The organism is Pseudomonas sp. 2VD, from assembly GCF_005503585.1.
In the GTDB taxonomy this organism is placed as follows: Bacteria; Pseudomonadota; Gammaproteobacteria; order Pseudomonadales; family Pseudomonadaceae; genus Pseudomonas; species Pseudomonas aeruginosa.
In genome coordinates, this window is the sequence record NZ_SCND01000100.1 from 1 (window position 1) to 16,405 (window position 16,405).

General features: G+C 66.5%; 13 protein-coding genes, 1 tRNA gene and 1 pseudogene. 5 read left to right on the forward strand and 10 right to left on the reverse strand.

Features of this window, described 5'->3' with window-relative positions; all coding sequences use genetic code 11:
• Positions 1 to 1,239: KUP/HAK/KT family potassium transporter (locus tag FFS27_RS13505; RefSeq protein WP_137952059.1), on the forward strand; the 1,239-nt coding region annotated here is incomplete at its 5' end.
• A 55-nt stretch (positions 1,240 to 1,294) separates the two neighbouring features.
• On the opposite strand, the gene FFS27_RS13510 is transcribed toward FFS27_RS13505, so the two are convergent.
• The 3 genes from FFS27_RS13510 to mprF all read right to left on the reverse strand — a co-directional run bounded on the left by FFS27_RS13510 (position 1,295) and on the right by mprF (position 5,934).
• Positions 1,295 to 1,843, reverse strand: coding sequence for a cytochrome b (locus FFS27_RS13510; protein WP_003086007.1), 549 nt, complete (start codon positions 1,841 to 1,843; stop codon positions 1,295 to 1,297).
• 160 nt (positions 1,844 to 2,003) lie between these two features.
• Complete coding sequence (locus FFS27_RS13515) at positions 2,004 to 3,287, reverse strand: virulence factor family protein (protein WP_019484436.1); 1,284 nt, start codon at positions 3,285 to 3,287, stop codon at positions 2,004 to 2,006.
• A gap of 1 nt (position 3,288) precedes the next feature.
• Positions 3,289 to 5,934: a bifunctional lysylphosphatidylglycerol flippase/synthetase MprF gene (gene mprF, locus FFS27_RS13520; protein WP_019484435.1), complete on the reverse strand. Its 2,646-nt coding sequence runs from the start codon at positions 5,932 to 5,934 to the stop codon at positions 3,289 to 3,291.
• Between the two features lie 242 nt (positions 5,935 to 6,176).
• Here mprF and FFS27_RS13525 point away from each other — a divergent pair, with 242 nt between their 5' ends.
• The gene (locus FFS27_RS13525) at positions 6,177 to 6,542 is read left to right on the forward strand and encodes a hypothetical protein (protein WP_170323399.1); all 366 of its coding nucleotides are present in this window, start codon (positions 6,177 to 6,179) and stop codon (positions 6,540 to 6,542) included.
• 14 nt (positions 6,543 to 6,556) lie between these two features.
• Here the strand turns inward: FFS27_RS13525 and FFS27_RS13530 are convergent, their stop codons facing one another.
• Both FFS27_RS13530 and FFS27_RS13535 read right to left on the reverse strand, forming a co-directional pair.
• Positions 6,557 to 6,871 carry a transcriptional regulator gene (locus FFS27_RS13530; protein WP_003109929.1) on the reverse strand — a complete coding sequence of 105 codons (315 nt, stop codon included), beginning with the start codon at positions 6,869 to 6,871 and terminating at the stop codon, positions 6,557 to 6,559.
• A gap of 178 nt (positions 6,872 to 7,049) precedes the next feature.
• Positions 7,050 to 7,126, reverse strand: a tRNA-Met gene (locus tag FFS27_RS13535).
• A 146-nt stretch (positions 7,127 to 7,272) separates the two neighbouring features.
• Here FFS27_RS13535 and dinB point away from each other — a divergent pair.
• The gene (gene dinB / locus FFS27_RS13540; RefSeq protein ID WP_003086018.1) at positions 7,273 to 8,322 is read left to right on the forward strand and encodes a DNA polymerase IV; all 1,050 of its coding nucleotides are present in this window, start codon (positions 7,273 to 7,275) and stop codon (positions 8,320 to 8,322) included.
• Between the two features lie 6 nt (positions 8,323 to 8,328).
• On the opposite strand, the gene FFS27_RS13545 is transcribed toward dinB, so the two are convergent.
• From FFS27_RS13545 to gacS, 5 genes are all read right to left on the reverse strand, one after another.
• Positions 8,329 to 9,933, reverse strand: coding sequence for a sulfatase-like hydrolase/transferase (locus FFS27_RS13545; RefSeq protein WP_137952060.1), 1,605 nt, complete (start codon positions 9,931 to 9,933; stop codon positions 8,329 to 8,331).
• A 112-nt stretch (positions 9,934 to 10,045) separates the two neighbouring features.
• Positions 10,046 to 10,453 carry an META domain-containing protein gene (locus tag FFS27_RS13550; protein ID WP_003086021.1) on the reverse strand — a complete coding sequence of 136 codons (408 nt, stop codon included), beginning with the start codon at positions 10,451 to 10,453 and terminating at the stop codon, positions 10,046 to 10,048.
• A 67-nt stretch (positions 10,454 to 10,520) separates the two neighbouring features.
• Positions 10,521 to 10,946 carry a hypothetical protein gene (locus FFS27_RS13555; protein WP_003086023.1) on the reverse strand — a complete coding sequence of 142 codons (426 nt, stop codon included), beginning with the start codon at positions 10,944 to 10,946 and terminating at the stop codon, positions 10,521 to 10,523.
• A gap of 35 nt (positions 10,947 to 10,981) precedes the next feature.
• Positions 10,982 to 11,971, reverse strand: a complete 990-nt coding sequence (locus FFS27_RS13560) for a 2-hydroxyacid dehydrogenase (protein ID WP_003112591.1) — start codon at positions 11,969 to 11,971, stop codon at positions 10,982 to 10,984.
• Between the two features lie 2 nt (positions 11,972 to 11,973).
• Entirely contained in the window at positions 11,974 to 14,751 is a 2,778-nt protein-coding gene (gene gacS, locus FFS27_RS13565) for a two-component system sensor histidine kinase GacS (RefSeq protein ID WP_021264334.1), read from the reverse strand.
• Between the two features lie 185 nt (positions 14,752 to 14,936).
• Here gacS and pirR point away from each other — a divergent pair, with 185 nt between their 5' ends.
• Positions 14,937 to 15,656 carry a response regulator transcription factor PirR gene (pirR, locus tag FFS27_RS13570; protein WP_003109933.1) on the forward strand — a complete coding sequence of 240 codons (720 nt, stop codon included), beginning with the start codon at positions 14,937 to 14,939 and terminating at the stop codon, positions 15,654 to 15,656.
• A pseudogene (pirS, locus tag FFS27_RS13575) lies at positions 15,656 to 16,405 on the forward strand (sensor histidine kinase PirS); the annotation flags it as partial. The gene pirR and the pseudogene pirS, both read left to right, overlap by 1 nt.

The window sequence follows — 16,405 nt, forward strand, 5'->3', positions numbered from 1 at the left end:
CCCGGCATCGGTGTCGCCATCCTCGGCGCCACCGTACTGGCGCTGACCGGCGCCGAGGCGCTGTACGCCGACATGGGCCACTTCGGTCGCAAGCCGATCGCCCGTGCCTGGTTCCTGCTGGTGCTGCCGGCGCTGGTGCTGAACTACTTCGGCCAGGGCGCGACCATCCTTTCCAACGTCGAGGCGGCGCGCAACCCCTTCTACCTGCTGGCGCCCGGCTGGGCGCTGCTGCCGATGGTGGCGCTGTCCACCCTGGCCACGGTGATCGCCTCCCAAGCGGTGATCTCCGGCGCCTTCTCCCTGACCCGTCAGGCGATCCAGCTCGGCTACGTGCCGCGGATGACCATCCAGCACACTTCCAGCCACGAACAGGGGCAGATCTACATCGGCGGGGTGAATTGGGCGCTGATGGTCGGCGTGGTCCTGCTGGTGCTCGGCTTCGAGTCCTCGGCGTCGCTGGCGGCGGCCTACGGCGTGGCGGTGACCGGAACCATGCTGATCACCACCCTGCTGATGGGCGTGGTGATCTGGCGCCTGTGGAAATGGCCGCTGTGGCTGGGCGTCCCGTTCTTCTGCGTGATGCTCGCGGTGGACAGCCTGTTCTTCGCCGCCAACCTGCCCAAGGTGATCCAGGGCGGCGCCTTCCCGGTCATCGCGGGTATCGTCATCTTCATCCTGATGTCCACCTGGAAGCGTGGCCGCCAACTGCTGGTGGAGCGTCTCGACGAGGGCTCTCTGCCGCTCTCGGTGTTCATTTCCAGCATGCGCGTGCAGCCGCCGCACCGGGTCCAGGGGACCGCGGTGTTCCTTACCGCACGTACCGACGCGGTGCCTCACGCGCTGCTGCACAACCTGTTGCACAACCAGGTGCTGCACGAGCAGGTGGTGCTGCTCACCGTGGTCAACGAAGACAGCCCACGGGTTTCGCCGGATCGCCGTTTCGAGGTCGAGGCCTATGGCGACGGATTCTTCCGGGTGATCCTGCACTTCGGCTTCATGGAAGAGCCGGACATCCCGGCGGCCTTGCGCCTGTGCCATCTCAACGAACTGGACTTCAGCCCGATGCGCACCACCTACTTCCTCAGCCGGGAGACGGTGATTCCATCCAAGCGCATCGGCATGGCGCGCTGGCGCGAGGGGCTGTTCGCCTTCCTGCTGAAGAACGCCAACGGCAACCTGCGCTATTTCAACCTGCCGCTCAACCGGGTGATCGAGTTGGGAACCCAGGTCGAGATCTGATCCGTTCCGCTGCAAAAAAAGCGCGCCCGACTGGGCGCGTTTTTTTGCACGTTTCTCAGCGCCGTTGCGGCAGCATCCGTACCAGGGTGTTGTCGCGGCTGACGAAGTGATGGAAGAGCGCCGCGGCGGCGTGCAGGCCGATCAGGAAATAACCGGCGTTGCCGATGGTTTCGTGCCATTCCTTGATTTGCCCAGCGAGGTCGGGGTTCTTGTCGACCAGCGGCGGTAGCTCCAGGCCGAAGAACGGTATCGGCTTGCCGGCGGCGCTGAGGATCAGCCAGCCGGCGAAGGGTAGGCCGATCATCATCAGGTAGAGGGCGTAGTGCATCAGCCTGGCCAGCGTCGCCTGCCAGGCGGGGATGGCGGGCTCTATGCGCGGGGTAGGGCTGGCCAGGCGCACCAGCAGGCGCAACCAGACCAGCAGGAAAACGCTCAGGCCAAGCATGAAGTGCCATTGCTTGAGCAGTTCGCGGGTTTCGCTGCCCTTGGGGAAATTGCCCTTCAGTTCGATACAGGCGTAGACCCCGGCGATCAGCAGCAGGGTCAGCCAGTGCAGGGCAATGGTCAGGCTCCCATAACGGGATTCGGTGTTTTTCCAGCTCATCACGGTTCCTTCTCTTCGGCTCTCGGGAGCCCGCTCTGCGGCGGGTCGGCCGGTATTCTCGGCGGCTCCGCTGAAGCCAGCCTGAATGGCCCCGGCAGGCTCAGTCTAGCTGGCGTCGGCCGGGGACAAGAACGGCGGAGCGGGGAGAGCTTGATCGCGATCAGGCGTCGGGAGCGTTCTCGCGGTCGCGGATGGCCTGGAGCATCTTCTTCGCCAGGGACAGGTAGTCCTCGTCGAAGTGGTGGCCGCCCGGCAGTTCGAGCTTCTCGCCGACGGCCTGGGATTGGGTACAGCCGCTTTCGTCCTTTTCTTCGGCGCCATAGATGCAGAACACCTTGGCCGCCGGCAACCTGGCCATTTCCGGGCCGGTGGCGGCTTCCTCGCCGGCCTTGCCCAGCCAGCCTTCCACTTCGATCTCGAAGCTGCCGGTCCGCGCCAGCGCCAGCAGCAGCATGGCTTTCACTTGCTGCTGGTCCTTTCCGGGCAGGCGGTTGTAGATCGCCGGCAGGATGTCAGCGCCGAACGAGTAGCCGGCCAGGACGAAACGTTTCGCGCCCCACTTCTCGCGGTAGTGTTGCATCAGCTTGGAGAGGTCGGCGGCGCTCTGTTCCGGGCTCTTGTGTTGCCAGTAGTAGCGCAGGGTGTCGATGCCGACCACCGGGTAGCCCATGCTGGCCATATGCTCGGCAGAGTCCTTGTCCAGGTCGCGCCAGCCGCCGTCGCCGGAATAGAACAGGGTGACGATGTCCGAGGCTTGCGCCGCGGGGACCTCGAGTACCGGCAGGGCCTCGGCGTTGCCTTGCAGTTGCAGGCGCAACTGATGGGCGAGCACGTCGGACAGCGGGGTGTCGTAGTCGCTGATGCTGGTTTCCGCGCTCGACTGCTTGCGGACGAAGACTGCGGTGTCGTCGTCCGGGTTGTCGTTCCAGGCCAGCAGCCACTGGCCGTGCGACGCCTGGTGCGGCAGCGGGGCGTCGCAGTCGCGCTCGGCCAGGGCAATGTCGAAGCCGACCGAGAGCGCCTTGGCCTTGTCGTCGTCCTGGCTGGCGAGCCAGCGCCAGGCGGTGGTCGAGCCCGGGCCGATGCCGGCGACCAGGTTCGGCTTGCCGCCGAGGTGGGCAATGACCGCTTCGAGCCGGGACTGCTGCGCCCTGCAATCGCCGTTTTCCGGGGGGAAGTACTGGATCACCCGGGCGGCGCTGTCGTGAGCCAGGTTCAGCATCTGGGCGTCGTTCAGTTGCTGTTCGGGGGCGGCGATCACCACCACCCGCGAGCGCGGCTTCTCGCCGGGTTCGGCAAGGGTGGCGTGGCCGCCGTCGTCGAGGTCCAGGGCTTCCAGTTTCGCCTGGGCCGCCGGTCGGCTCCAGAGCAGCAGGGCGGCACCGACGATCAGCACCAGGGCGGCGACCAGAAAACGGCGCCAGTGACGTTTCACGACAGACATATCAGCGTTTCACCAATCCAGTCAGGCCGCCGGCGATCAGCGCGGCGGTATCGGCCAGGGCCACCAGCGGGTCGAGCCCGGCTGGCACGGCCAGGTAGCGGGGTTCCCAGTCGGGCTGGAACTTGTCCTTGAAGCGTCGCAGCCCCTGGAAATTGTAGAACTGTTCGCCCCGCCGGAAGACCAGCGCGCCCAGGCGCTGGGTCAACGGCGCGCCGCGCCTTGGCTGGAGCCCGGCCAGCGGCACCATGCCGAGGCTGAAGCGCGCGTGGCCCTGGGCCTTGTAGTGGAGGATGAGGCCGAGCATGAGGAACTCCATGGTCAGCTTCGGCGCCTCCGGGTGCACGCGCATCAGGTCGAGGCTCGCCAGTTCGCGGCTGTCGGTTTCCAGCAGGTTGGCGAAGGCCACCGGCTTGCCCTGGTGGCGGACGATGGCGATGCGGAAGAAGTTCAGGTACGCCGGGGTGAAGCGGCCCAGGGAGAAGCCTTTCTCGCGCACCTGCTTGCCGCCCAGCCAGGCGTCCGATATCGCCTTCAGCTCGTCCAGCGGAGCCTGGCCCGGTTCATGGAACTCCAGGGCCAGGCCGTCGCGCTGGCCGCGGTTCCAGGTGTAGCGCAGGTCTTTCATTTCCTTGCCCTTGTTCTCCAGGTCGAAGCGCAGCAGGTCGACTCGCGCTTCTTCGCCGAGCTTGAGGGCGGTCAGGCCGATGTCCATGTAGAACGGCAGGTTCTCGGCACGCACCTGGTAGAACACCGGGCGGGCATGGTGCAGGTCGCAGAGGTCGCGGAACTGCCAGATCAGTTCGGCGCGCTGCATGGCCGGGCCGATCGGGTCGTACAGGGCGATCATGCTGCGACCGCGGCGGGCGTACATGAGGAAAGCGTCGTCGCTCTCATGGAAGAGCAGGGCCTTGTCGCCGGTCAGGGCCAGGCCGCCATCCGGCTGGTCCGAGTGGCGGATGATCCGCGCCGCGCGCTGCAGCTCTTCCGCGTTCGGCTCGCGGATCGCCGGCGGTGCCGCGCGCAGCAGCCAGCCAAGGGCCAGGGCCAGGAGCAGCAGGCAACTGCCGAGGGCGGCGCGCAGGGCGCGCGGGGCGTCGGCGTCCAGGGCGAACTGCCACCAGAGCTGGTTGCTGTAATGCACGTCCTGGTTGGCGAACAGCAGCAGCCAGACCGAGGCGCCGACCACGCAGATGCTGGCGCCTACATAGAGCGGCGAGAAGGGTACTTCCATCAGCCGGCTGGGACGGTAGAAGGAGCGGCGGAACATGGCGAGCAGCGCGGCGGTCAGGCTCAGCAGGCTGGCTTCTTCCCAGTCGAAGCCTTTCAGCAGCGAAAGCAGGGCGCCCACCAGCAACAGCACCAGGGTCAGGGCCCAGGCGGCCGACAGCCGTCGGCGCAAACCCTGCGCGAGCAGCAGGCAGAGCACGCCGATCAGGCTGGCGACCAGGTGCGAGGCATCGATCAGGCGATGTGGAATGAGGAAGCCGAGGTGCTCCAGGCGGGTGTCGATCGCCGGTGTGGCGCCGGAAAACAGCAGCACGACACCGGAGAGGAAGACCAGGATCGCCAGGATCGGTGCGGCGAAACCCGAGGCGACGCGGATCGCCTGGCGCGTCACCCACAACCGGCGCGCTTCGAGGAACAGCAACAAAAGGCAGGCCAGCAGCAGTGGCAGCACCACATAAATCAAGCGGTACAAGAGCAGGGCCGCGGCCAGCGGCGCGGCGCCCAGTTGGCCGGCGAACGCGGCCAGCAGCACCGCCTCGAACACCCCGACTCCGCCCGGTACGTGGCTGAGTACGCCGGCGGCCAGGGCGAGCAGGTAGACCAGCAGGAACGCCGCGAAGGGTGGGGTTTCCGGCAGCAACAGATAAAGGACGGTAGCGGCGGCGGCGACGTCGAGGGCGGTGATCAGCAGTTGCAGCAGCGATAGGCGCAGGCCTGGCAGGCGCAGGCTGCGGCGGCCGAGGCGGACCAGCAGGCTGTCGGGGGACGGCCGTTCTCCCGGCAGACGGTGCCGGGCCAGGAACGCCACCAGGCCGACAGCCAGCGACAGGACGGCGATCGCGATGACGGCGACCAGGGCGTGGGGCAGGTGCAGCGCCGATGCCGCATCGTCGAGGTCGCAGAGTGCGGCGAGTGCCGCCAGCACCGGCAGTGCGCAGCCCAGGGAAAGGCTGGCAAATAGCGTCATCCGGGCAATTTCGGCAGCGCCGATGCCATGCCGGGAATACAGTCGGTAGCGTACGGAGCCGCCGGAAAGCAGCGACAGGCCTACCGCATTGCCGATGGCGAAGGCGCTGAAGCCGCCGGTGGCCAGGCTGCGCATGGGCAGCGTGACGCCAGCGAAGCGGCTGGCCGACCACTCGTAGCCGAGCAGGATGACGAAGCCGAGGGCGGTCGCGCTCAGGGCGCCGAGCAGCGCCGGCCTGGGCACGTCGGCGATGGCATCGTGGAGGGCGCCGGGATCGATCTCCCGTAGCAGGTGGTAGCAGGCCACCAGCGCCAGGCCGAACAGCAGCAAGGTGAAGACCAGGCCGATGGGCTGGCGGTAGGCGGTAATCCGATCGATCAGCCGGATGCGTTGTGGGGACGCGGGAGAGCTGGGTGGAGCGGGATGTTCTGGAACGGGAGCGTCGGTGCGCATCAGCCACCTCATGGGAATTTGCGCGACAGAGTATGGCCTCTCGGGCGAGTTCCCAAGTGGTCGCAGCAGATTTTTTCTGTGCGGGGCGGCGTCCTGTCACAGGGAGAAGACCGCCGGGTTTTGCAGGAGTTGCGTCGGCGAAGTGGCCGAAGGCCATTTGCTGGTATTCGTTCAGCGATGGTTCAGCTTGCCGTGGGCATAGTGGCGGCTTGCACTGTCCGACCATTTCCGAGGAGGGAAGGGTGACGATGATCCAGGCGGGCATTCATGTCGGCGCCGGAGTCGTGCTGGGCGTGGCCGCTGGATGGTGGCTGGGGGATTGGGAACAGTCGTTGCAGGTCAAGGATTCGGTGGCGCGGGTCGATTGCCTGTTGTACGGCGCCCTGCTGGTGGTGTTGCTCCGCCACGACGGTTGGTTGCGCCGCCTGGGCCTGTTGGGCCTGGGGCTGTTCTGCGGTTCCCTGCTGGTCTATTCGGTGAATCCGGCCAGCCTGTTCGCTGCGAAAGAGTCCTGGAGCCTTGCGCGGATCTCCATGCGGGCCTTCGGTCCGCTGGTGATGCTGGTCGTGGGGATGGCCTGCGCGCGCCTGGCACACGAGTTGCGCTGACGCAGGCGTTGCGCTCACGCCGGAGTCAGGTGACGCGATTCCTCGCGGTATTCCTTCAACCAGCGCAGCACTTCCACGGCCTCCCAGCGAGAGGGGTCGTACAACGCATAGATCTCGCCCTGGTAGCCGACCACATCGAGCGGCCGGTGGAAGCCGGCGCGCTGGAACAGCGCCTCGATCTCGGCGAAGCAGGTATTGAAGTGCACGCGGGTGAACGGCGTCTTGCCGTCGGTGACCAGGCCGTCCATCTGCAGTTCGTCCACTGCCTGGCGGATGTCGTCGAGTCCCATCCGGTTCACGCTGCGCTTCAATTGTTCGACGTTCAGCATCTGTCTGTCCTTTCCGTATCCGTTACCGAGCATTCATCGAAGGCTGAGCTGGCTGTACGAATATACAGTTAAATGTGCGATGATGCGAGCGAACGGAGGGCGAGGCGATGCAGTGGAGCACGAGTGTCGGAATGCAAAAAGCCCCGGCGCTATCGCTAGTGCCGGGGCTTTTCGAATGTGGTTGCGGGAGCTGGATTTGAACCAACGACCTTCGGGTTATGAGCCCGACGAGCTACCAGACTGCTCCATCCCGCGTCTGTGTGGGCGCATTCTACGGACTCTCGTCGGGCTGTCAATCGATTTTTCGAAAAAAGTGTTTTTTCTTCAAATGCTTAGCGCTTGCCCAATGCTAGAATTCGGCGCTCCGGGGCAGGCCCGGCGGGGCTTGTAGCGAGATTCCGGTGCGGAAAATCATCCATATAGACTGCGACTGTTTCTACGCCGCCCTCGAGATGCGCGACGACCCCAGCCTGCGCGGCAAGGCGCTGGCGGTTGGCGGTTCGCCGGACAAGCGCGGAGTGGTCGCCACTTGCAGCTACGAGGCGCGGGCCTATGGCGTGCGCTCGGCGATGGCCATGCGCACGGCGCTCAAGCTGTGTCCCGATCTGCTGGTGGTGCGCCCGCGTTTCGATGTATACCGGGCGGTGTCGAAGCAGATCCATGCGATCTTCCGCGACTATACCGATCTGATCGAGCCGCTTTCGCTGGACGAGGCCTACCTGGACGTCAGCGCTTCGCCGCATTTCGCCGGTAGCGCCACGCGGATCGCCCAGGACATCCGCCGCCGGGTGGCCGAGGAACTGCACATCACCGTTTCGGCGGGCGTCGCGCCGAACAAGTTCCTGGCCAAGATCGCCAGCGACTGGCGCAAGCCGGACGGGCTGTTCGTGATTACCCCGGAGCAGGTCGACGGGTTCGTCGCCGAGTTGCCGGTGGCCAAGTTGCATGGCGTTGGCAAGGTCACGGCGGAGCGCCTGGCGCGGATGGGCATCCGCACCTGCGCCGACCTGCGCCAGGGCAGCAAGCTGAGCCTGGTGCGCGAGTTCGGCAGCTTCGGCGAACGCCTGTGGGGACTGGCCCATGGTATCGACGAGCGACCGGTGGAAGTCGACAGCCGGCGCCAGTCGGTGAGCGTCGAATGTACCTTCGATCGCGACCTGCCGGACCTGGCGGCTTGCCTGGAGGAACTGCCGACCCTGCTCGAGGAGCTGGACGGACGCCTGCAACGCCTGGATGGCAGTTATCGGCCGGACAAGCCGTTCGTGAAACTGAAGTTTCACGATTTCACCCAGACCACAGTGGAACAGTCCGGCGCCGGGCGCGACCTGGAGAGCTACCGGCAATTGCTCGGCCAGGCCTTTGCCCGTGGCAATCGTCCGGTGCGCCTGATCGGCGTCGGCGTGCGCCTGCTCGACCTGCAGGGTGCCCACGAACAACTCAGGCTGTTCTGATGCTCCTCATGGCGTCAACGAAGTCGCGAGGCTCCGCGGCGACGGCTCTTCCCCTACCGGCAAGGCGCTGAAGCGGCCGAGATCCTGCAGCAGTTCCAGGCGTGCTGCACGGAGTGGGCCGCGTATGGCTTCCTGTTGTTCCACGTCGAGCGGGCGGTCGTCGCCATCGCTCACCGGACCGTGGTGACGGTCCGCGCCACGCAGTGGGAAGCTCACCTTGAAGCCTTCGCCCAGGTAGGCGATGCGCGTGGTATCGGCGCTCACCGCATAGTCGCGATGGTAGTCTGCTGCGAGCAGGTCCTGTCCCAGCGAGTAGTCGCGGGGCGGATTGCGTACGCCCAGCAGCGGCAGGAGCGTTGCGGGCAGGTCGATGTGGCTGGTGATGCTGCGGACGGCACGGGGCGCCTGTCCGGGAATGCTCAGCACGGCGACGGTGCCGGTCTGGTAGCGATTGAACTCGGTATTGTGGCCCCAGCGCGAGCGTTCCATGAACTCTTCCCCATGGTCGCCGAGCACCACTACCGCGGTGTTTTCCAGCAGGTGCTGGTTTTCCAGGTGCTGCAGCAGGCGGCCGATCTGTGTATCGACTTCGCGCACGGCATTCAGGTAGCGGTTCTTGATCAGCGGCATCTGCGCCTGGAAATCGGTGGTCAGGTAGTTGAAGTTGACCAGATAGGGGCGGATTTTCGCGGTCTCGTCGCGGAAGCTGTAGTTGGCGTGGCTCGACTCGAGGAACAGGCAGGCGAAGAACGGCCGGTCGGGTAGTCGGCGATCGACGAAGCGCAGCAGGTCGTCGGTGTTCCGGGCGTCGCGCTGCCAGGCAGGCTCCGGGCTATCCAGCACGTGCAGGTCCTGCGGGCGCAGGTTGACGAACACGCTGCGGTCGAAGGGCGGATAGCTGAAACGTTGCGCGGCATTGATCCGGAACTGGTAGTTCTGCTGCCTGAGTACCTCCATGAGCACCGGCGGCTGGCCGGCCTTCAGCACGGCGTCCCAGTAGCCGCCGTGCAGCCCGTAGAACATGCCGAAGACGCCCATCTGGGTCAGGTTGCCGCTGCTGTAGTGGTTGTCCAGGCGGATCGCCCGGTTGGAGAAGTCCCACAGCCTGGGCATGTAGCGCGGATCGAGCATGTCCCCGCGGAGCGACTCGGCGACGATCCAGACGATGTTCAATGGGTTCGCCGGGGCGCTGATCTCCAGCGGCCGGAGCGGATAGTGCAGGTCGCTCTGCTGCTGGAGCAGCTCGCGCTGGGTGGGCGTCGGCTGGATGCCCAGGCTTCGCGCCAGGCTGCGGACGGTCAATGGCAGGTACAGCGGATAGCGTTCGCTGGCCAGCAGGATCGGCCGGTAGTCGCGCAGGGAGCTGAACGCATAGGCCAGGCGTTCGCCCAGGGCCAGGCAGAGGAAGGCCGCCAACAGGTAGCGCCAGGCGCGCCGAGGGAGCGCGGGAAGGCGTTCGCGGCTGACCTGGCAGGCGCTGTACAGCAGCACCGGCAGCCAGGCGTCGTCGAAGACGATCCCGTCCTGCAGGCGCAGCACCTGCCAGAGCACCACCAGCCACGACAACAGAAAGAAGCGGTTGAGTGTCTCGGTGCTGGGTGGGGCGAACATCAAGCGTCTCCGGGCGAGGATGCGGAAGCCTAGGGACGTGGTGGTCAAGCGGGAATGAAATGGATGTCAAAAAAATGTAAACGGGCGGCGCCGGGCAGCGCCGCTTCAGGCTTCAGTCGTGCTCGGGGACCAGGCGCAGCGGCTTGCCTTCGGCCGGCCACAGGCGCAGCTCGTCGGACGGCGAAATGTCCCAGTGCTGGACGCTCTGCAGCAGGGCCAGGAAGCGCCGTTCCTGCTCCATGATCTCCGCCGCGCACAGGCGGCGGGTGCTGCCGATGGCGCCGAACTGAAGGAGGTCGTCCTGCAAGGTGTAGCTGGCGAACCAGTGGTTGCAGCCGCCGTTGCCGAAGGCACGGCCCTGGCCGTCGAAGGTCAGGCTGATGTGGCTGTAGTCCATCGTCGGTTGTGCGCCGACCCAGTCGACCTGGTAGGCCTGCTCGGTTTCCAGGGTGGTCTCCTGGCTGGCGCAACCGCCCAGTACCAGGGCGGTGGAGGCGAAGAGGGCGAGAGAGGGTTTCATGGCGTTTCCTTTGCGCATTTCGTACGGGCGATAGTTCACAGACCGTCGGTCGGACGGAGCGTTCGCCCTACTGGCATTTCGGGCACAGGTGCTTGCCTTCGCGGCTGCTCCAGCCCAGTTCGTGAATGCGCTCTTCGGCGGCCGGCGCCAGGGCCTTGCGACCGAGACTGGCGTCCACGGCGAACTCGAAGTCGAGACGAGCCTGGCACTGGTCGCAGTCGACCTGCCAGGTATGGATCGCCAGTTCGCGGAATGCCGGGCCGCGGGCGACCGCCAGCCACTGGCCGGGTGGGTTGATCAGGTGGCGAACCTTTTCCACGGTCAGGCGCATGCTCAGGGTCTTGCTGCCCTTGAGGCTGACCAGCAGCACGTCGTCGGCCTTGATCGAGCCGCCGGTGCCGGTGACCTGGTAGCGCCCCGGGGAGAGCGCGCGGCATTCGTTGAGGGTGTATTGCGGGTTGAGCAGGGTGTAACGGAAATCGTGTTCAGCCATGGAGCCTCCAATCAGCCGCGCATGCTACCACGCCATCAGGCCCGGACCCGATTGCGTGGCGTCCCGTCCTGCCAGGCGGCGATGTTGTCCAGGGTGGTGTCGGCGATCGCCGCCAGCGCCTCGCGGGTAAGGAAGGCCTGGTGGGCGGTCACCACCACGTTGGGGAAGCTCAGCAGGCGTGCCAGCACGTCATCCTGCAGGGGCTGGTCGGAGCGATCCTCGAAGAAGATATCCGCTTCCTCTTCATAGACATCCAGGCCGAGGTAGCCCAGTTGTCCGCTCTTCAGCGCCTCGATCAGCGCCGCGGCGTTCACCAGGGCGCCACGGCCGGTATTGATCAGCATCGCGCCGGGCTTCATCGTCGCCAGGCGCTGCGCGTCGATGAGGTGGCGGGTGTCGGCGGTCAGCGGGCAATGCAGGCTGACGATGTCGGACTCGGCGAGCAGGGCGTCGAGCGCCAGGTAGCGGCCACCGAGCGCTTGGATACGCGGATTGGGATAGGGATCGTAGGCCAGCAGCTCGCAGCCGAAGCCGGCCATGATGCGGGCGAAGGTCTCGCCGATCTGTCCGGTGCCGATCACTCCCACGCGTTTGCCGTGGAGGTCGAAGCCGGTCAGCCCATGCAGCGAGAAATCGCCCTCGCGGGTCCGGTTGTAGGCGCGGTGCAGGCGCCGGTTGAGCGTCAGGATCAGGCCGACCGCGTGCTCGGCGACAGCGTGCGGCGAATAGGCCGGGACGTGCACCACCGGCAGGCCGAGCGCTTCGGCGGCGGCCAGGTCGACGTGGTTGTAGCCGGCCGAGCGCAGGGCGACCAGGCGCGTGCCGCCGGCGGCCAGGCGTTCCAGCACCGGCCGCGAGAGGTCGTCGTTGACGAAGGCGCAGACTACTTCGAAGCCCTGGGCGAGGACCGCCGTGTCCGCCTGCAGGTGGGCTTGCTGGAAGTGCAGTTCGAAGCCGTGCCGGTGGTTGCTGGCCTGGAAGCTCTCGCTGTCGTAGGCCTGGCTGCTGAAGAACAGGATGCGCATGGTCAGAGTTCGCTGGAGTCGAGGCTGGTGGAAGACAGGTGGGTGGTGGCCGAGGCAGTGTCGGCCAGGGCCTCGATGGCCTTGTCCAGCTCGTCCAGGGCCGCGGCCGCCGCCGGATCGTTCTGCTTGAGCAGGGTTTCGCTGGTCTGGCAGGCCGCGCGCAGCTGTGGCACGCCGCAGTAGCGGGTGGCGCCGTGCAGCCGGTGGACCCTCTCGAGCAAAGCGGTGCGGTCGTCGTTGTCGCGGGCCTGGCGAATCGCCTGGCGGTCCGCCGCCAGCGAGGCCAGCAGCATCGCCAGCATGTCGGCGGCGAGGTCGGCCTTGCCGGCGGCCAGGCGCAGCCCTTCCTCGGGGTCGAGCACGCTCAACTGGCCGAGCTGCGGCGCACGGCTCATGCTGGCCAGCGACTGGCCCAGGCTCAGTCCGGTCCACTTCAGCACTACCTGGGCCAATTGCTGCTCGTCGATCGGCTTGGTCAGGTAGTCGTCCATGCCGGCCTGCAGCAACGCGCGCTTCTCGTTGGAAAGCGCATGTGCGGTGAGCGCGATCACCGGCACCGGGCTGACTTCCCGCTCGGCCTCCCAGCGGCGGATCGCCTCGGTGGCCTGGCGGCCGTCCATGCCGGGCATCTGCACGTCCATGAAGACCAGGTCGAAGCGCTCGCGCTGCACCACCTCGAGGGCTGCGTAGCCGCTGTCCACCGCAGTGACCTGGGCGCCGAGGTCGCTGAGCAGGGTCTGCACCAGCAGCAGGTTGGCCGGGTTGTCGTCGACGCAGAGCAGCCGTGGCGGCCGTCCGGAAACCATGGCGTGGGGCTTGTCGCTGCGCGTCGGGCGGACCTGCAGCAACTCCTGCAGCTTGCGTTGCAGCTTGCGGGTGCAGGCGGGCTTGGCCTCGACCTGTTCGTCGGGCAGGGTCGCGTGGTATTGCGCCTGCTCGGTGGTCGGGCAGAGCACCAGGGTCTTGCAGCCGAGCCGTTCGAATTCCCAGAACGACTGGCTCAGCTCTTCCGGCGGATGGATCGCGGCCGAGACGCCGAGCACCGCCAGGCTGATCGGCAACTGGTCGGGCGGTGGGTTGCGCAGGCTTTCCTGGAGGCTGTCGAGGTCGGCGAATTCGCTCACTTCCAGGCCGAAGTCGGTGAGCTGGTGGTGCAGCGAGCGGCGCGTCAGCTCCTGCGGTTCGAGCAGCGCCACGCGCTGGCCCGCGGCCCAGGAGGCGCCTGGCTCCTCGTTGTCGTCGCGACTTTTCGGCAGACTCAGGCTGATCCAGAATTCGGCGCCTTCCCCAGGCGTACTGTCGACGCCGATCTCGCCGCCCATCTGCTCGATCAGGCGCTTGGAGATCACCAGGCCCAGGCCGGTGCCACCGGCTTGCCGCGACAGTGAGTTGTCGGCCTGGCTGAAGGCTTTGAACAAGGCCTGCTGGTCCTCCTCGGAGAGGCCGATACCGGTGTCCTGGACGCTGATCCGCAGCTGCGCGCGGTCGTCGCTTTCGTCCTCGAGCATGGCGCGTACGGCGACGGTGCCGCCCTGGGTGAACTTGATGGCGTTGCCGACCAGGTTGGTGAGGATCTGCTTCAGCCGCTGCGGGTCGCCCTGCAATTGGATCGGGGTATCCCGGTAGACCAGGCTGACCAGTTCCAGTTGCTTCTCGTGGGCGGCCGGAGCCAGCATGGTCAGGGCGTCCTGGATCAGGTCGCGGAGATTGAAGGGGAGGTTTTCCAGAACCAGCTTGCCGGCCTCGATCTTCGAGAAGTCGAGGATCTCGTTGATGATCCCCAGCAGGCTTTCCGCCGATTTCTGGATGGTCGTGAGGTAGTCCTGCTGGCGCGGGCTGAGCTCGCTCTTCTGCAGCAGGTTGGTGAAACCGAGGATGCCGTTGAGCGGGGTGCGGATCTCGTGGCTCATGTTGGCGAGGAACTCGGACTTGATCCTGCTCGCCTCCAGGGCCTCCTTGCGCGCCAGGTCCAGCTCGATGTTCTGGATCTCGATGGTTTCCAGGTTCTGGCGTACGTCCTCGGTGGCCTGGTCGATGTTGTGCTGCATTTCCTCCTGGGCGCTCTGCAGCGTTTCCGCCATGCGGTTAATGCCGGAGGCCAGTTCGTCCAGCTCGTTGCTGCCCATCGGTGGCAGGCGGGTTTCCATGCGGCCTTCCTTGAGCTGGGCGACGCCCTGGCTGATCAGTTCCAGCGGCGCGTTGATCGCGCGGCTCATGCGCAGGGCGAGGAGGGCGGTGACGCCGAGGCCGGCGGCGATCAGCAAGAGGCTGGTGAACAGGCTGCGATATCCGCGCAGCAGAGTCCCGTGGTGCGACAGTTCCAGTTCGACCCAGCCGAGTACGCGCTCGTCGTCAGGCTCGGTGGCGCCGGACAGGCTGTGGTGGCGGCCAAGAACCGGTAGCAGGAAGTGCGTGGTGTCCAGTTCGGTGGACATGCTCAGATGGCTGGCGTCGCCGGCCGGGGCGACGGTGAGCATGCTTGGCCCGGCATGGGCGAGGCGTTCCTGGCGGGCGTCGAGGAAGGTCACCGCGCGCACGTCCGGTTGGTCCAGCGCCTCGTTGGCGATGCGGTTGAGCACGGCGGTATCCTTTCGCGCCAGCGCGGTGGCGGCCAGCGGCGCCAGTTGTTCGGCGATCAGTTGCCCGCGCTCGATCAACTGGGCGCGCATGTCGGACAGCTGGACCCAGGTGAAGTAACCGCCAAGCACCATCGCCAGCAGGCTGGTGGGGAGCAGGGTGAGCAGCAGTACGCGCCCCTTGATGCCGAGATCCTTGAACACACGTCTCTCCGTCGAGCCAGATCGGGATGGCCGACGCTCCCCGGCCATACGTTTACCCCGCGCAGTTTAGCGGGTCGCGGAAGGGGAATCTGCACCGATGTGCGCAGCCCGGCGGATTCGGCTTGCGACGAAGCGGAAAGATCGTGAATACTGGCACGATTGCTAATCAATCTTATTTGGCTGCCATGTTCCCATCCCTGACGCCCGACCCCCGACTGCTGGCCATCGAGGACGATCCGACACTGGGCGCACATCTGTTCCAGCACCTCAATGGCAGCGGTTTCGAGGTGACCTGGTGCCGAGACGGGGAAGAGGGGTTGGCGGCTGCGCGCAGCGGCGCCTATGACCTGATCCTGATGGACATCATGCTGCCGGGGCGCGATGGCCTCGAGATTCTTCGCCAACTCCGCCAGGAGCAGGCGCTGCCGGTGATCCTGATGTCGGCCCTGGGCGCCGAGCAGGACCGCATCGCCGGGTTCAGCCAGGGCGCCGACGATTATCTGCCGAAGCCTTTCAGCCTGGCCGAGCTGCGGGTACGCATCGATGCCATCCTGCGTCGGATCGCCCTGGAGCGGGGGGGCGCGCCGGGCCGCTGCGCCGAACCGCTGGCGCGGCCCTCGCTGCAATTCTCTGCCGATGTCTGCGATGTCAGCCTTGGCGAGCGGTTCGCCGGCCTGACGCCGACCGAATACCGCCTGCTGGAAACCTTCCTCGCCGCGGAAGGCGAGACCCTGACCAAGGCCTTCCTTTACCAGCATGTCCTGCACCGCGGTCATACCCAGCATGATCGCAGCCTGGACATGCACGTCAGTCACCTGCGGCGCAAGCTGCAACGCCTCGGTTACGCCGGTCACCAGTTGCATACCGTCTGGGGCAAGGGTTACGTCCTGACACCGGCGCCATGATGCCCAACCGCCATTCGCTGTTCTGGCGCCTGGCCCTGGTGCTGGTGGCGTTCTTCCTGCTATCGGTATGGCTGTCCTGGACCTGGGGACGTAGTGCTGAACTGAAGGGTTACTACCTGTCCGCCGAAGCCCGCTCCGCCTTGGCGGATTATGCGCGGCGAGCCGAGCGTGCCTGGCTCGACGATGGCCGCGAGGGCATCGACCGTTGGCTGGCCGAGCCGCGCCAGCAGGCGCTGGACTGGGTGGTCGTGCTCGACGGACGGCTGCAATCGCTGGGCAGTCGTCCGCTCACCACGGAGGAAGCCGAGCGCCTGACTTTCCTGCGGGGCGTCGACTGGCCGATGAGTTCCCGCTCGCTGTCGCGGCCATTCATCAACCTGCGCTTCCCCGAACATCCGGAGCAAGGCAGGGTGGTCCTGCGTCTTCCCGCCGAGTTCGTCCCTCCCGGCTTGTCGCCGGCCAAGCGCCTGGTCACCCACGGCCTGGTGCCGGCCGGGCTGGCCCTGCTGCTGGGAGTGTTGCTGTATCGGCGCTGGGTAGTGCCGCTGGGACGCCTGCGAGCGCAGGCCAATGCCCTGCGCGGCAACGACCTGACGGCGCGTACGCAGGCAGAGATCAGCCGGCGCAGCGACGAGCTGGGCGATCTGGGGCGGGCGTTCGACCATATGGCCGAGCGACTCGACGAGCACATGGTGTTGCAGCGCCAACTGCTCCGCGATCTCTCCCACGAGCTGCGCACGCCGCTGGCG

Bases quoted from the DNA above. Each gene is read 5' to 3' on its own strand.
- FFS27_RS13510 (WP_003086007.1), bottom strand. From the start codon at position 1,843: ATGAGCTGGAAAAACACCGAATCCCGTTATGGGAGCCTGACCATTGCC.
- FFS27_RS13515 (WP_019484436.1), bottom strand. From the start codon at position 3,287: ATGTCTGTCGTGAAACGTCACTGGCGCCGTTTTCTGGTCGCCGCCCTG.
- mprF (WP_019484435.1), bottom strand. From the start codon at position 5,934: ATGCGCACCGACGCTCCCGTTCCAGAACATCCCGCTCCACCCAGCTCT.
- FFS27_RS13530 (WP_003109929.1), bottom strand. From the start codon at position 6,871: ATGCTGAACGTCGAACAATTGAAGCGCAGCGTGAACCGGATGGGACTC.
- FFS27_RS13545 (WP_137952060.1), bottom strand. From the start codon at position 9,933: ATGTTCGCCCCACCCAGCACCGAGACACTCAACCGCTTCTTTCTGTTG.
- FFS27_RS13550 (WP_003086021.1), bottom strand. From the start codon at position 10,453: ATGAAACCCTCTCTCGCCCTCTTCGCCTCCACCGCCCTGGTACTGGGC.
- FFS27_RS13555 (WP_003086023.1), bottom strand. From the start codon at position 10,946: ATGGCTGAACACGATTTCCGTTACACCCTGCTCAACCCGCAATACACC.
- FFS27_RS13560 (WP_003112591.1), bottom strand. From the start codon at position 11,971: ATGCGCATCCTGTTCTTCAGCAGCCAGGCCTACGACAGCGAGAGCTTC.
- pirR (WP_003109933.1), top strand. From the start codon at position 14,937: ATGTTCCCATCCCTGACGCCCGACCCCCGACTGCTGGCCATCGAGGAC.